This is a genomic window from Archangium lansingense (assembly GCF_026626635.1).
In the GTDB taxonomy this organism is placed as follows: Bacteria; Myxococcota; Myxococcia; order Myxococcales; family Myxococcaceae; genus Archangium; species Archangium lansingense.
This window is the reverse complement of sequence record NZ_JAPNKA010000001.1, coordinates 8178023-8191730: the sequence shown is the minus strand read 5'-3', so window position 1 is coordinate 8191730 and position 13708 is coordinate 8178023. Positions and strand designations below refer to the sequence as shown.

Below are 13708 nucleotides of genomic sequence, written 5' to 3'. Positions count from 1 at the left end.
GGAATACCTCGGCTACCCACTACATGAGGGGTAGTGCGACTCAAACACACCGCTATGGTTGGTATGTAGGAGTCGTTTTTCGGCGATTCTCCGACAAGCTCCTAGAACAACGTGCTTGCATGACGTCGTGAAGTTGCTTTGGTGCTCCATCATCTTGGCGATAATGCTGTCAGGGGCAGCTGGTGGCACCTTGGCGGGAGTGCCCTTCTTGCCGCTCTGTTTCGGCTTGCCGAGGCCAAACAGTTGCCTCATTTTCCAAGGCCCCTGAGATGCAGAACGCGTCTTGACTTGGTGGAAGCCATAGATCACGTGGTTCGGCGTGTGCTTCTCGACGACATAGTCGTCGTGCCACTCGCAGAAGACGCAGTGCGTTTCCGCATCTTCTAGAATGGTTAGGCAGGCTCCGGCTGCTTGCTGATACTGATACTCATAGAGGCCGCCAGTGACGGCGCCTATTTGCTCTCGCGGAAGAACCTCGCCAAGCTTTTTGGGTGGGGTCATCGTGCGATTGGGGAAGTGGGGAGCCTGCCATGGCGAATCGCTGCCGTCGCAGCGGCAAGACTGCGCGTCAATGCGTTGCGTGCTTTCGACGAATATCTAGTACTCAATCTCGCCATGATGTGAGCCCCCACATGTACCCATGTAGTCGCAGAGAGTAGCCTGAAATCTAGGGGCAATGAAGGGCCGGAGAACCGCACTTCAATGTGGGTCGGCGCCAACCCTGTCACCTGTGTTCCCCCAAAGCAGGTACGAAGGAGGCGAGCGTGGAGCTTGAGGCAGAGACGAGGAAGGAGCAGATGACGGAGAGACGCGAGACGCCACTCTTCGGCGCCTCGCTGATGATCAGAGCTGCCCAGGGACCGGCTGCTCCACCAAGCCCACGCCCTGGTCATCGAGGGCGACAGCCATCGCAACCCGCCCCGCTCGGCGCCGCAAGCCCTCCACCACCGGGGGACACCGCCACCTGCGCGTCCCTTACGTGTTCTGCCAGGAGGACGGCCAGCCGCTCACCGCTGGGATGACGGAGCACCGGCGAGAGCGGGCACTGAGCCGAGCGGGCATCACGCGCGAGCAGGGGTGCATCACCTGGCACGACCTGCGCCATACCTACGGCCGCCACCTCGCCATGAGGGGCATCCCGCTCAAGGTCATCAGGGAACTGATGGGGCATGCGACCATCGAGATGACCATGCGGTATGCCCACCTCGCGCCAGAGGCCCGGGAGAGCGCGGTGCAGCAGCTTGACCGGCCCGTGCCCCAGTTCCACGCCGCCCCGGGCAGAGACGCCGGAGGGGCACACTAAGGGTACATGAGGAACCGGGGGCAAAAGAAAAGCCCAGCAACCCTTTGCGATTGCTGGGCTTCTCGGGTTGTCCCCGACGGGATTCGAACCCGTCGGGGCGCGGCCACTACACCGGGGAGATCTCCCGGCGGCGGAAGGGGCGCTCCACCTTCTTGTTGGCGGTGCGCTTGAGGGCTCTCGCCAGCAGCCGCCGGGTGTCGCGAGGATCCACCACGTCATCCACCATGGCCATGGCCGCCGTGCGCTCGATGCGGATGTGCTGGCGCAGGCCGTCGGCCAGCTCTTTCTTCATCGCCTCGGCGGCCTCGGGGCTCTCTGCGCTCTGCAGGAGCTTGCGCGCCGCGATGGACACGATGCCCTCGGGGCCCATTACTCCAATCTCAGCTCCAGGCCAGGCAATCAGCAGGTCCGGCTCGAAGGCCCGGCCGTTCATCACGTAGTAGCCCGCGCCGTAGCCCTTGCGCACCACCACCGTCAGCTTGGGCACCGTGGCGCTCGCCACCGCGTACATCATCTTCGCCCCATGCCGGATGATGCCCTGCTGCTCTACCTTCGTGCCCACCATGAAGCCCGGCACGTCCTGCAGGAACACCAGCGGGATGTTGAAGGCATCGCACAGGTTGATGAAGCGCGCCGCCTTGTCCGACGCGTTCACGTCCAGGATGCCCCCCAGGTACATCGAGTTGTTCGCCACGATTCCTACCGGCCAGCCGTCAATCCTCGCCAGCCCCGTGATGATGTTGCGCGCGAACCTCGGCTTGAGCGGGAAGAACTTCCGGTCATCCACCAGCGACAGGATGACCTTGTGCATGTCGAACGCCTGTCTCGGGCTGTCCGGCACTACCTTCAGCAGGTCATCGTCCCTCCGGTCGAACGGGTCCGAGGACTGTCTGCGCGGCGGTTTCTCCTCGCAGTTCGCCGGGAAGAAGCCCAGGTACTCGCGGATGGCCGTGAGGCACGCCGCGTCGTCCGCGTACTCGGCGTCCGCCACGCCGGAGAGCTCGTTGTGCACCTTCGAGCCGCCCAGCTCCTCCTCCGTCACCTTCTCGCCTACCACCGACTCCACCAGGTACGGGCCGCCGATGGCGATGGAGCTCGTGCCCTTCACCATCGGCACGAAGTCCGCCAGCGCCGGGATGTAGGCCGTGCCCGCCGCTCCGGGGCCCACCATCGCCGCCACCTGCGGCACCACTCCGCTCATGACCACCTGCTCGCGGAAGAGGTACCCCGTGTCCGCGAAGCTCGCCAGGCGCCGAGGGTCTACCTCGCCCCCCGCCTCCAGCCGCGCCCCCGCCGAGTCCACCAGCCACACCATCGGGATTCGGTTCTTCAGCGCCAGGTCTCTCAGCCGCGCCACCTTGCGCTCGCCCACCGTGCCGATGGAGCCGCCGAACACCGTGAAGTCATAGATGGCTGCCGCCACCGGCCGGCCGTCGACCTCTCCCACGCCCGTGATGACTCCGTCCGCCGGGGAGGGTTTGCCTGCATCCTCCTCCTCGGGGAGATTGCCCTCGGCTCCTGCCAGCAGTCCCATCTCCTCGAAGGTGTTCTCGTCGAAGAGCCGTTTCAGGCGCTCGCGCGCCGTCAGCTTGCCCTTGGCGTGCTGGCGCTCGATGCGCTCCGGCCCGCCCATGCCCTCGTTGCGGCGGCGCTGCTCCTCTAGCTTCTCCACCCGGTCCTTCATCTTCATGGCGCGATCTCCCAGGAGAGTCGGGACGCTACCTTGCCAGAGCAGCGAGCACCCCCGGAAGGATAGAGTGGGGCCGTGTCTTCCATCGTCCTTCGTGCCCTCGCCCCGGCCCTCGGGTTCGTGCTCGCCGGCTGTTCAGTGCCTCCCTCGTCGGAGCCCCGGCGCGAAGCCCGTGTCGAGGGCCGTGTGGCGCTGGCCGGTCCCCCCGTGGGCAATGCGTTCCTGTTCCTGTTCGCCCCGGACGAGGCTCCTCCCGAGCAGCGGGGCGAGCCCAGGTACGTGGCTGCCGTCCCCGAGATACGCCTCGCCGCCGGGGATGCGCGCTTCGGCTTCTCTGGGGTGGGCCCGGACGTGTACCGGTTGTGGGGCTTCCTCGATGCCAATGGCGACGTGGACCTCACCGTGGACGTCCTCGCGCAACCGGGGGCGGGGGATTGGGTCCCCGAGGACTCCGTCGAGCTGAACGTGCAGCCGGGGCAGACGCTGCCGGTGGACCTCTCGCTGTCTCGCCGGGTGCACCGCCCGCTCCCCGCGTTCCAGGCGGTGGAGCAGGGGACAGAGGGGGTGTTCACCCTGACGGACTCGTCCACGGCGATTGTCTCGCTCAACGTGCGGAGCAAGGATTTTGGATTGCTGCGCGGGGACCCGCCCCGGTTCTTCGTTCGGCTCGCGGATGCCGATGGGGACGGGACCGCGGATGATGTGAACGGCGATGGCGTGGTGGACGTGTGGCCCCAGTTCTTCCTGCGCTTCGTTCCCAAGCCCGGACAGACCGTGCCCCTCGACAGGCAGGGGCGACCCGCTCAGGTCATCGTGCCGCTCCTGCCCGATGTGACGCCCTTCCTCGGAAGCCTGCAGGGTGACCCGAGCGTCACCGTCGCCGCTGGGTCGCTCCAGCTCTTCGTCATTCCACTCGCCCAGGCGATCACCCAGGAGCCGGGGAAGGGGAGGGTGGTGACCACGCTCGGGGCCATCCCCGTCGGGGAGTACGAGCTGTGGGCCGTGAACGATGAAGGAGGCTTCTGGTTCGTCCCCAATGACCTGGGACGGCGGACCGCGGAGCCCGTGGCCACTCAGGCGCTGCGATTCCGCGTGGTTCACGCGGAGGGCTCGGATGCAGGAACGGGCTCACCGTAGTCTAGGAATCGAGGGGGCAGAACCATGCCAGTTCGAGCGTTGCTGACTCTTGCCGCGGTAGGACTCGCTGTCGCGTGTGCCGGGTGCTTCTGCATTCCCTGGCCCCGGTGCACACCCAAGACCTGCACCGAGGCTCGGGTCAACTGCGGCCAGGTGCCAGATGGATGCGGGGGCATGCTCGATTGCGGTACGTGCACGGCACCGGAGACCTGCGGTGGTTTTGGTACTCCGAATGTCTGTGGTTGCGCCCCCAGGAGCTGCGCCGAGCGGGGCGCGGACTGTGGCGTCATCGATAACTGTGGAACCCCTCTCGATTGTGGCACCTGCACCGAGCCCCTGACGTGTGGCGGGGGCGGGCGGCCAAACGTCTGTGGTTGCACCCCAGTGGATTGTGCCGCCGCGGGCGCCAACTGTGGTCCGCTCCCGGATGGCTGTGGGGGCGTGCTTGATTGTGGCGTGTGTACGGCTCCCCTGACGTGTGGTGGGCGTGGACGCCAGAACGTCTGCGGCTGCACTCCAGCGAGCTGCTCCGTTCTGGGCGCTGACTGCGGTCCGGTCGCGGATGGATGTGGCGGAACGCTCGACTGCGGCACGTGTGCGGCGCCTCGGACCTGCGGAGGCGGGGGCACGCCGAATGTCTGTGGTTGTACCCCGACGACCTGTGCCGCCTCGGGCGCCACCTGCGGCGTCATCCCCAATGGCTGTGGCGGGACGATCGACTGTGGTCCTTGTGCTCCGCAGTGCGGCAACAACCGGCTCGAGGTGGGTGAGGAGTGCGATGAAGGCGATACCGTTGACGGAGACGGCTGCAGCGCGAGCTGCCGGATCGAGTCCTCCTGTCCGCCCATCCTGGCGGCGCCCACGGTAGGTCTGCCGCCCGGCACCGCCCAGGGCAGTGTCTCCGTGACGCAGGCCCCGACCAGGACCATTGATTGGGTGTCCGCCGCCTTCGTGCCTGTCCGTGGAACCACGCAGTTTCAGCTCATCGTCTCGAATGATCCCCAACTCTGCGACACCCTGGTCAATGCCAACCAGTACCTGCAGACGGACCGGTGCCCTGACGACTACTGCTCGCTCTGTCGCGGCTGCTTTGGGCAGCCGAACGGTTACGCCTACCTCACGGCGGCTTTCGACCAGACAGCTCCCGCGGGGAGCTTCACGGGCCGCCTCCCTTTCGCCGATGACCATGTCAACGTGGTGGCCTGGGGGTACCGGATGGACGTGGATGGCGCCATCACTCCGGCCTCGACGGCGCTGACCGGCCAGCTCGAGATCTGCAATGCCAAGTACGGCGCCAAGGGAACCGGGCGCTTCCATGCCACCTTGTGCGTGGGGGGGCTGCCCATCTCTCACTGAGATGGGAATTCCCAATCCGGTTAGACTCCCCCTCCATGAAGGCTCTGCTCGCCCAGTTGGATGCCCTGCCGCCCGGAGACGCCGTCTTCGACCTCGACAACACCCTGCTCGTCGGAGACATCGGCGAGGCCACTTTGCGCCGGCTTCTGCACCGGTTGCCTGCTCGGGCCGCGTCCCTCCTCGGGACCACCGACCCCTGGGGGGCCTATGAGGCCCTGGCCGCTCGCGACTGGTGCGCCGCGGGTGACGTGGCCGCCCAGGCCCTCGCGGGTTTGACTCCCGGTGAGGTGGAGGCCCTTGGTACCGACGTATTCGAGCGCGGCGAGGTCCGGCTCAACCCGCACACCGTCGAGCTCGCCCGCGCCCTCTCTCGCCGCCATCGGGTGTGGATTCTCACGGGCTCTGCCGAGCTGCTCGGGCGCGTGGCCGCGTCGCGCATGGGCATCGAGCACGTGGTCGGCATGCGCCTCTGTGCGGAGAACGGCCGGTTGACCGATGAGCTCCTGCCCCCCTGCACCTGTGGCGAGGGCAAAGTCCAGGCGACCCGCCAGCTCATCTCCGAGCGCCCTGTCTTCGCCATCGGCGACTCTCCGACGGACCTGCCCATCCTCCGGTTGGCGGCGGTGGCGCGGACGCTCGGGAAGATCTCCGGCCGGGAGTTTCCCGCCCTGGAGGGGGCTCACCCCTGACGGCTGAAGGGGGACAGCGCATGCGGAGGCGATGGTCCGCCGTGGGGGTGCTCATCGCCGCCCTCCTGGGAGGTGTCTGGCCGTTCGTCTCGGTCGCGCAGCCCGCTCCGCGCCGCCCGGTGCCGACGGTCAGTCACAACATCCCCATCGACGTCGATGTCCCCTTCGCGAACCCCGAGGACAACCTCCCGTTCTTCGATGACTTCTCCTGGCGGGAGTTCATCGCGCTCACCTGGCCGGCCCGGCTCGGCGCTCGTGGGCCCTATCCGCGTGGCTCTCCGGACATCGACAGGAAGTATGGCGATGTCTCCGTCCCCACCGTCTGGGAGACGTGGAAGGCGGACTTCGAGCTGTTCCTTCCCGGTGGTGCCGCCCCGGCCGACTGGAGGAGCTTCGCGTCTCCCTCGCCCTGCGACGCCAGGACGAGCCTCGTTCCGTACCAGAAGGTCCTCGGCTCCTTCGATGCGTTCCACGGCTTCAACCAGGCCTTCGCTGGCCCCCTGGTGAGCCAGAACCGCCAGTACGTCCGCTACGAGACGCGGGTGAATCGGGCTGGTTATCAGTTCATCCTCGAGCCCGGTGGCGCCCATCCGGGACCGCTGTACCTGGCGGCGAACCTGCCAGGAAATGGGACGCCCCATTCCGCGCTGCGCTTCCCGAGTGGCTCGGTGCTCGTGAAGGCCTCCTGGCGGGTGATGACCGGAGTGCCCGAGGCGCAGCGCAAGCACTACTACGTCACCCGCGCGAACCTGCTCGATCCGCTGACCGGCAGGTGTTCCGTGACGGACGTCGGGCTGATCGGGCTGCACATCGTGAACAAGCCCCCCTCCTTCCCCCGGTGGATCTGGTCGAGCTTCGAGCACGTCGACAACGTCCCCGACTCCGAGGGCGGGTCCGGACGAGGAGCGTTCCCCTTCGCGTTGAACGACAACGCGCCGGCAACCCCGCCCTCGCCCAGAGGCGAGCCCATCAGCCGCTGCAACCCGCCCCAGCGAGACCCGGCACCGACCCAGGTGGTACGCAAGCGGCCACTCGCGGCTTCGACCCGGCTGACCAATCACGCCTACCACCAGGCCGAGGGCGTGAAGGGGACCGTCTGGGAGAACTACCAGCTCGTGATGACCCAGTGGCCCCTCGGCGACGGGACGAGCGCGTTCCCGAGTCTCTCCCAGCCGCAGACGAACACCGCCAACGTGTCGCTCGAGACCTGGTTCCAGGACTCCTCCGACTCCTCGTGCATGGCCTGTCACGGCAGGGCGAACCAGCGCCAGTACGACTTCGTCTGGTTTCTCCCGCTCGGCGCCCATCCGAGAAAACCGGTGCCGTGTTCACGGTGAGCCCGATAGACCGCTCGCCGCGCGGCTTCCCCACGCGCCATCCGCATGGTTTCATCCGCGCCGAGTCACGGCCCGAAGAATGACCACCCACGAGGGGACAGACACATGCTCTTGCACTTCATCTCCGATCTGATCCGCAACCCGGAGCTCCAGCGGCAGTTCAGCCGCGACCCCGAGGACACGATGCGGAGGGCGGGCCTGTCCGAGCCGCAGCGCGAGGCCCTCCACAAGGGGCAGCTCGAGCCGGTGATGAAGCATCTCCGCGCGGAGCTGGCCTCGCTGGAGCTGTTCGCGGTGGTTTGGGTCAAGGCCGTCGTCCAGGTGGGCTCGACCCAACCGGGGATCGCCGCGCCGGGCAGCACGCTCGCGCTGCAGGTGTTGGGAGACTTCTTCACCACCGGCGCCTTCGCCGTCGTCAAGCTGGAGGGCGCGGACCTGCCCGCGGTGACTCGGAGCGTGGAGAACCCCGGGCAGCGCGGCTCCGTCCTCTCCTGCACCCTGGACGTCCCCGCCAATACCCCCATGGGCGTGTACGACGTGGTCGTGGTCAACCCGGACGGGCACTACGGGGTACTCCCCAAGGCCTTCCGGGTCGAGTGAGCGCGGCGCGAGACCTCCATGATCGTCCCCATTGATGAGTTGTTCAGCCGGATGAAGCCGTTCCTCTCCGAAGCGCTGGTCGGAGAGCAGGCGTTGGGCCATGTCAGCGAGGTGGCCCGGCTGCTGCCGGAGATCTCCGGTGGTTTCTGCCTGGAGGCCCGGCTCGAGGAGGGCGCTCCGCGGGTGGACTACATGGTCTGCTGCATGCGGAGCGATGGCGGCCCGAAGGCGCTCGCGGAGGGCCTCGCGAAGGCAGGAGACCGGCTCCGGGGTCCACTCTGGGACGGGGTGCGCGCGTTCTCTCGGGAGTGGCAGGACCCTGCTTCTCTCCTGGCGCGGGTGCCCGTGCTGTGGCTCGAGTACGACGTGGAGGGGCCGCAAACGGACCCCAAGCCCTTCGCCTTCGCCTGTGTGCAGCCCGACTTCGGCCAGCGGCCGCCCGGTGGCTCCAACGTGGCCGAGTCGCTCCAACTCACCCGGCGCGCGATGGAGGTGTTCCAGGGCAAGCCGATTCCGCCGGCCATCGATCGCACCGTGGCGCGCTGCTTCGAGGCCCTCCCCGAGTTCGGAGAGGTCGAGCATGTGGCGCCGCTCGCCTGCCGGGGCTCGGAGGCGGTGCGGATGATCATCGGCATGCCCCGGGATGCGGTGGGCGAGTACCTCGAGCGGGTGGGCTGGCCGGGCTCGCGGGCTCAGGTCGAGGAGCTCACGAAGACGTGGCTCTCCTACCTGCACTTCGCGGAGGTGAACCTGGACGCGGGCGAGAGCGTGGGCCCCACCATCGGGCTGGCGCTCCCGTTCCCCGAGAAGCCGAACGATCCGTGGGCGAGGGAGTTCCTCCAGCGGATGGTGGCGCAGGGGCTGTGCACGCCCGAGAAGCGCGATGCCGTCCTGAGCTGGTGGGGGCGCGAGCGCGTGCCCCTCACGGGTGACCGCTGGCCGAGCAACCTGTGCCGCACCGTGGGAGCCAAGCTGGTGGTGCGGCCGGACGCGCCCCTCGCGGTGAAGGTGTACCCCTACTTCGAGTGCCGGTTCTCGCTCTGGGCGGAGACCTGAGGACGCTCCGAGGCGGGAGCGACGTCGAAGGTCCGCTTCAGCATGAACGCGTTCGAGCCCAGGCTGCCCTGGACGTACCCGAAGACGACGGCGAGCACGGTGGTGCCGTGGACCTCGGGTTCGTACAGGTAGGTCTGGGCGAGGCCGGTCAGGCTGTTGCCCGGAGGCGGCGTGCCCTGGCCCAGGGTGGTCGAGCCCGAGCAGTAGAACCTGGACGCATCACCGGGGCGGGTCAGGCCCACGTACAGGTTGGTGAGGGCATCCGTCTTCGCGTTCGTCGGTGAGACGGTGCAACTGACCGCGAGCTGGCCGTTGACGTACGTCACCGTCCAGTCCTTCGCCACGACCAGGTCGTCGTTGGGATAGCCCCGCGTGCGCGGTACGGGCTCGGGTGCTGCGTCCGCGCCAGGAGCGGGCTGCTGGGGGCTGGCGGAAGCCTCGGGGGTCTGCACCAGCCCGAGCAGCGCCATCGTCTCGTAGGCTGCCGCTGCACCGCCCGCCGTGCCCACCGCCTCCAGCAGGCGGCGGCGCGTCAGTCCGTCAGGCTTCGTCTCCGACTTGCTCATGTACTCTCCTCGAAGGAGTGGGGAGTTTATGCGCCCCGCGCCTCGGATGGCCATGGGGAGCCGCGCCGTTCGTCCCTCCTTGGGGCAGAGTCAGGGGATGCTCTCTTCTCCTCATCCGAACGTGTTCCCGGGTCTCGCGCACGCTCGCGCCCTCCTCGTGGGCTCCGTGCTGGCCCTGCTCGCCGCGTGTGCGGCTCGTCCCGCGGCGCTCCCTCCCTCGCACGAGACCCGCGTCCTCCGCGTGGGGACGAGCAGCGACTATCCACCCTTCAGTGTGCTGCGCGATGGGCAGGCGTCCGGCTTCGACGCCACGCTCCTGGAAGCCTATGCGTCCGATCGCGGGTACCACCTCGAGTGGGTACGCTTCCGCTGGCCGGAGCTGGTGGCGGACCTCGGCGCCCATCGCTTCGATGTGGCGTCCAGTGGCATCACCATCCGCCCCGAGCGGTCGCTGGCCGGGCGCTACACCGTCCCCGTGGCGCGCAACGGTGCCCTGTTGCTCCTGCGGCGTCCGGATTGGGCACCTCCATCTGGGAGCGGCAACCCCGAGGAGCCGCTCGCACTCCTGCGTGCGCTCGACCGGCCCGAATTCCGCCTGGCGGTGAATCGGGGCGGACACCTGGAGCGCGTGGCGCGCGCCCACTTCCAGAACGCGCGCATCCTCGCCATCCCCAACAACGCGGCGGTGCGCGAGGCCCTGGCCACGGGGCAGGCCGATGCGGCACTCAGCAACACCGTCGAGGGGCCTCGCTGGGCCGAGGGCCTCTCCGGCATCGAGCTCATTGGCCCGTTCACCCGGGACGTGGTGGCGCTCTATGTAGAGTCCTCGCGGGCCGAGCTGGCCGCGGATCTGGACACGTGGCTCCTGCAGCAGGAGGAGAGCGGCGCGCTCGGGCAGCTTCGCGAGAAGTACCTGGGCCCCGGTGCTACCGGACCTACCGCGACACCGGTGGACGCGCTGCTCTCCGCGACGACCGAGCGGCTCGCGCTGATGCCCATGGTGGCCAGGGCCAAGCAGCGCACGGGCCAACCCATCGAGGTGCCCGCGCAGGAGGCGCGTGTGCTCGAGGCTGCCCGGAAAGAGGTACAGGAGGCCGCGGCGACCCTGGGCGTTCCGGCGCCCCCGGACGAGGCCATCACCGCGTTCTTCCAGGCGCAGATGGACGCGGCCAAGAAGCTTCAGCTTCGCACGCCCACCGCTGCGGCAGATGCTCCCGTGCATTCGCTCGAGGGTGAGCTCCGGCCTGCGCTCGCTCGCATCAGCGCGCGTATCAGCACCCTCGTGCCGCGCGTTCCCGGAGGACTGGACCGCGAGGCCACGCGGCGCAAGGCGCGTGAGGAGCTGGCGTCCACGGGCCTGGAGGGTGAGGAGATCGATCGCATTGCCGATGCGTTGGTGGCGCTCGGTGCGGCCCGGGTCACACCGCGGCGGTAGGCGACTCTCACCCAGGTCATGGGCGGATGGAGATGGCACGCCCGTGAAGCCGGGCGGAAGGCGAGCGGTCAGGGATGCGCCGGTCCTGGCGCCTGACTCACATCTTCCACCTGGCCACACTCCCTTTAGGACCAGCGCCGGGGACCGCCGTGGTCCTCCGCGAGCGGAAGGGGAGCCCTGGGATGCGCATCCATCATCTGAACTGCATGACCATGTGCCCCAGGGGGGGCCGATTCCTGGACGGCCAGCGACGACCGAGGGGCGTGCCAGCCACGCTGGTGTGTCACTGCCTGTTGCTGGAGACGGACCAGGGGTTGGTGTTGGTGGACACGGGCTTCGGACTGGAGGACGTGAGAGATCCAAAGTCGAGGCTGAACCCGTTCCTCGTCCAGGCGTGCCGGCCGCAACTGAACGAGCAGGTGACGGCGGTGCGGCAGCTCGCGCGGTTGGGCTACGAGCCCGAGGACGTGCGGCACATCGTGCTGACACACCTGGACTTCGACCATGCGGGCGGACTGGATGATTTCCCGAAGGCTCGCGTCCATGTGATGGCGGCGGAGGTGGACGCGGCGCGGGCGCAGGCGACGTGGCTGGACCGTCGGCGCTACCGGCCCAAGCAGTGGAGCACGCAGCCGCACTGGGCGACGTACCCGATGCCTCGCGGAGGCGAGTCCTGGTTCGGTTTCGAGTGCGTGCGTGAGCTGAAGGGCCTGCCGCCGGACATCCTGCTGGTGCCCCTGGTGGGACACACGCTGGGGCACGCGGGGGTGGCGGTGCGGTCTCCGGATGGATGGCTGCTGCACGCGGGGGATGCGTACTTCTACCACGAGGAGATGAACCCCCACCGGCCGCGGTGCACGCCAGGGCTGCGGGCCTACCAGGCGTGGATGCAGAAGGATGGGCGGCCGCGGAAGCGCAACCAGGAGCGGCTGCGTGAGCTGGTGCGCCTGCACGGCCAGCAGGTGCGGGTGTTCTGCGCCCATGACGCGCTGGAGTTCGAGCGCATGGAGGCGGACGCGAGGACCCGGGCCGAGGCCCCTACCGCCCTTGAGAGCGAGGGCCACACATGGAGCAGCCATTCATGAACTCTTCCACGCTCACCCTGGACCATCCCCCGTCTTCTCCGGAGGCCGCCACGCTCCCCTCGGAGCCTCGCGGACTTCCCGGGGTGGGGCACCTCCTCTACCTGGCCAGGAATCCCCTCGGTTACATGCTCCAGCTCAGCCGCACCCAGGGAGACCTGATCCGGCTGAGCATCCGTGGCAGACCGGTCTACGTCCTGAACCACCCCGACCTCGTCGAGCAGGTGCTGGTCGCCGATTCCCGGAAGTTCCGCCGAGCGGGGAACGACACCATGAGCGAGGTGCTCGGGCAGGGGTTGTTGACGAGCGATGGCGAGCTCTGGCGGCGACAGCGCCGGGCGATCCAACCCGCCTTCCATCACGAGCGCATCGCCCGCTACTGCGACTTCTTCGTCGAGTCCACCCGCGATTACCTCCTCCCTCTGCGTGACGGCGAGGTCCGCGACATCCACGCCGACATGCAGCGGCTCACCCTCCAGAACGTCGCCCGGGTGCTCTTCGACGTGGGAGTCGAGCAGGACATGGAGGCCGTGAAGACCTCGCTGGACACCATCCTGGCGCGGTTCGATCACCACTGGCTGGGACTGCTACCCGCCTGGTTGCTCCGCTCCGTCGAGCGGCGATACCGGGCGGCGAGCGCCACCCTGGACCGCATCGTCCGCCGGCACATTCTCGAGCGGCAGCAGAGCGGTCTCCAGGGAGAGGATCTGCTGTCCATGTTGCTGCAGGCGCGCGACGCGGATGGCTCTGGGATGTCGGAGCAGCAGGTGAGGGATGAAATCCTCACCTTGATCATGGCCGGTCACGAGACCACGGCGAGTGCCCTCACCTTTGTCTGGTACCTGCTGTCCCGGCACCCCGAGGTCGAGGCCCGGCTCCATGCCGAGCTGGAAGCCGTGCTGGGCGGCCGGCCACCCACCGTGGCGGAGCTCCAGCGGCTCCCTTACCTGGACAAGATCCTCCAGGAGTCGTTGCGCTTGTATCCGCCCGCCTTCGCCCTGCTGGATCGCTTCCCGATGGAGGACGTCACCCTGGCCGGCGTGCGAATTCCGAAGGACACCGAGGTCCAGGTCTGGCCCTGGTTGCAGCATCGGGATCCTCGCTTCTGGGAGGAGCCGGATCGTTTCGACCCGGAGCGTTGGAACCAGGACGGTGCTCGGCAACGCCACCGCTTCTCCTTCTATCCCTTTGGCGGCGGAACCCGGCTGTGCATCGGCGTCCGGTTCGCCCAGATGGAGATGGCGTTGATGGTGGCGACCATTGCCCAGCGCTACCGATTGACCGCCCTGCCTGGACAGCGAGAGCCACGACTGCACGCCAGCATCACCCTGCGGGCCAAGGACCGTCTGTCTCTGCGATTCGTCGCGAGGAGCGCCACCACGTCACGAACTGGCCTCCTTCACTCATACGGATAGGTGCGCGGGGCTTCGCTTCCGTGCCCTCCGGAAGGAAGGAAT

Annotated in this window: 12 protein-coding genes and 1 pseudogene; 10 read left to right on the top strand and 3 right to left on the bottom strand. The window is 68.1% G+C overall.

The window, feature by feature from the left end:
• Positions 1-12: 12 nt before the first annotated feature.
• Positions 13-501 carry a dsDNA nuclease domain-containing protein gene (locus OV287_RS32695; RefSeq protein ID WP_267537963.1) on the bottom strand — a complete coding sequence of 163 codons (489 nt, stop codon included), beginning with the start codon at positions 499-501 and terminating at the stop codon, positions 13-15.
• Positions 502-955: 454 nt separating this feature from the next.
• Here OV287_RS32695 and OV287_RS32690 point away from each other — a divergent pair.
• Positions 956-1303 (top strand): annotated as a pseudogene (locus OV287_RS32690) (tyrosine-type recombinase/integrase); the annotation flags it as partial.
• Between the two features lie 106 nt (positions 1304-1409).
• On the opposite strand, the gene OV287_RS32685 reads toward OV287_RS32690, so the two are convergent.
• Positions 1410-2993, bottom strand: a complete 1584-nt coding sequence (locus OV287_RS32685; protein ID WP_267537962.1) for an acyl-CoA carboxylase subunit beta — start codon at positions 2991-2993, stop codon at positions 1410-1412.
• A 75-nt stretch (positions 2994-3068) separates the two neighbouring features.
• Between OV287_RS32685 and OV287_RS32680 the strand changes: the two genes are divergently transcribed.
• The 6 genes from OV287_RS32680 (at position 3069) to OV287_RS32655 (ending at position 9168) form a co-directional block, all read left to right on the top strand.
• Positions 3069-4130 (top strand): hypothetical protein, encoded by a 1062-nt coding sequence (locus OV287_RS32680; RefSeq protein ID WP_267537961.1) that lies wholly within the window; start codon positions 3069-3071, stop codon positions 4128-4130.
• A 456-nt stretch (positions 4131-4586) separates the two neighbouring features.
• Positions 4587-5486, top strand: a complete 900-nt coding sequence (locus tag OV287_RS32675) for a hypothetical protein (protein WP_267537960.1) — start codon at positions 4587-4589, stop codon at positions 5484-5486.
• Positions 5487-5521: 35 nt separating this feature from the next.
• Positions 5522-6175 (top strand): HAD family hydrolase, encoded by a 654-nt coding sequence (locus tag OV287_RS32670; protein ID WP_267537959.1) that lies wholly within the window; start codon positions 5522-5524, stop codon positions 6173-6175.
• Between the two features lie 20 nt (positions 6176-6195).
• A complete protein-coding gene (locus OV287_RS32665) occupies positions 6196-7512 on the top strand; it encodes a hypothetical protein (RefSeq protein ID WP_267537958.1) in 1317 nt (438 codons plus the stop codon).
• A 105-nt stretch (positions 7513-7617) separates the two neighbouring features.
• Positions 7618-8112 carry a hypothetical protein gene (locus OV287_RS32660; RefSeq protein ID WP_267537957.1) on the top strand — a complete coding sequence of 165 codons (495 nt, stop codon included), beginning with the start codon at positions 7618-7620 and terminating at the stop codon, positions 8110-8112.
• A gap of 18 nt (positions 8113-8130) precedes the next feature.
• Positions 8131-9168, top strand: a complete 1038-nt coding sequence (locus tag OV287_RS32655; protein ID WP_267537956.1) for a hypothetical protein — start codon at positions 8131-8133, stop codon at positions 9166-9168.
• On the opposite strand, the gene OV287_RS32650 is transcribed toward OV287_RS32655, so the two are convergent.
• Positions 9129-9734, bottom strand: a complete 606-nt coding sequence (locus tag OV287_RS32650) for a hypothetical protein (RefSeq protein ID WP_267537955.1) — start codon at positions 9732-9734, stop codon at positions 9129-9131. The two genes, OV287_RS32655 and OV287_RS32650, sit on opposite strands and share 40 nt — an antisense overlap.
• Before the next feature lie 97 nt (positions 9735-9831).
• Between OV287_RS32650 and OV287_RS32645 the strand changes: the two genes are divergently transcribed.
• The 3 genes from OV287_RS32645 (at position 9832) to OV287_RS32635 (ending at position 13666) form a co-directional block, all read left to right on the top strand.
• On the top strand, positions 9832-11169 hold the full coding sequence (locus OV287_RS32645; RefSeq protein ID WP_267537954.1) for a transporter substrate-binding domain-containing protein: 1338 nt from the start codon (positions 9832-9834) through the stop codon (positions 11167-11169).
• A 182-nt stretch (positions 11170-11351) separates the two neighbouring features.
• Positions 11352-12254: an MBL fold metallo-hydrolase gene (locus OV287_RS32640; RefSeq protein ID WP_267537953.1), complete on the top strand. Its 903-nt coding sequence runs from the start codon at positions 11352-11354 to the stop codon at positions 12252-12254.
• A complete protein-coding gene (locus tag OV287_RS32635) occupies positions 12251-13666 on the top strand; it encodes a cytochrome P450 (protein WP_267537952.1) in 1416 nt (471 codons plus the stop codon). Before OV287_RS32640 ends, OV287_RS32635 begins: the two co-directional genes overlap by 4 nt.
• Positions 13667-13708: the final 42 nt, after the last annotated feature.

Bases quoted from the DNA above. Each gene is read 5' to 3' on its own strand.
- OV287_RS32695 (WP_267537963.1), bottom strand. From the start codon at position 501: ATGACCCCACCCAAAAAGCTTGGCGAGGTTCTTCCGCGAGAGCAAATA.
- OV287_RS32685 (WP_267537962.1), bottom strand. From the start codon at position 2,993: ATGAAGATGAAGGACCGGGTGGAGAAGCTAGAGGAGCAGCGCCGCCGC.
- OV287_RS32670 (WP_267537959.1), top strand. From the start codon at position 5,522: ATGAAGGCTCTGCTCGCCCAGTTGGATGCCCTGCCGCCCGGAGACGCC.
- OV287_RS32665 (WP_267537958.1), top strand. From the start codon at position 6,196: ATGCGGAGGCGATGGTCCGCCGTGGGGGTGCTCATCGCCGCCCTCCTG.
- OV287_RS32660 (WP_267537957.1), top strand. From the start codon at position 7,618: ATGCTCTTGCACTTCATCTCCGATCTGATCCGCAACCCGGAGCTCCAG.
- OV287_RS32655 (WP_267537956.1), top strand. From the start codon at position 8,131: ATGATCGTCCCCATTGATGAGTTGTTCAGCCGGATGAAGCCGTTCCTC.
- OV287_RS32650 (WP_267537955.1), bottom strand. From the start codon at position 9,734: ATGAGCAAGTCGGAGACGAAGCCTGACGGACTGACGCGCCGCCGCCTG.
- OV287_RS32645 (WP_267537954.1), top strand. From the start codon at position 9,832: ATGCTCTCTTCTCCTCATCCGAACGTGTTCCCGGGTCTCGCGCACGCT.
- OV287_RS32640 (WP_267537953.1), top strand. From the start codon at position 11,352: ATGCGCATCCATCATCTGAACTGCATGACCATGTGCCCCAGGGGGGGC.
- OV287_RS32635 (WP_267537952.1), top strand. From the start codon at position 12,251: ATGAACTCTTCCACGCTCACCCTGGACCATCCCCCGTCTTCTCCGGAG.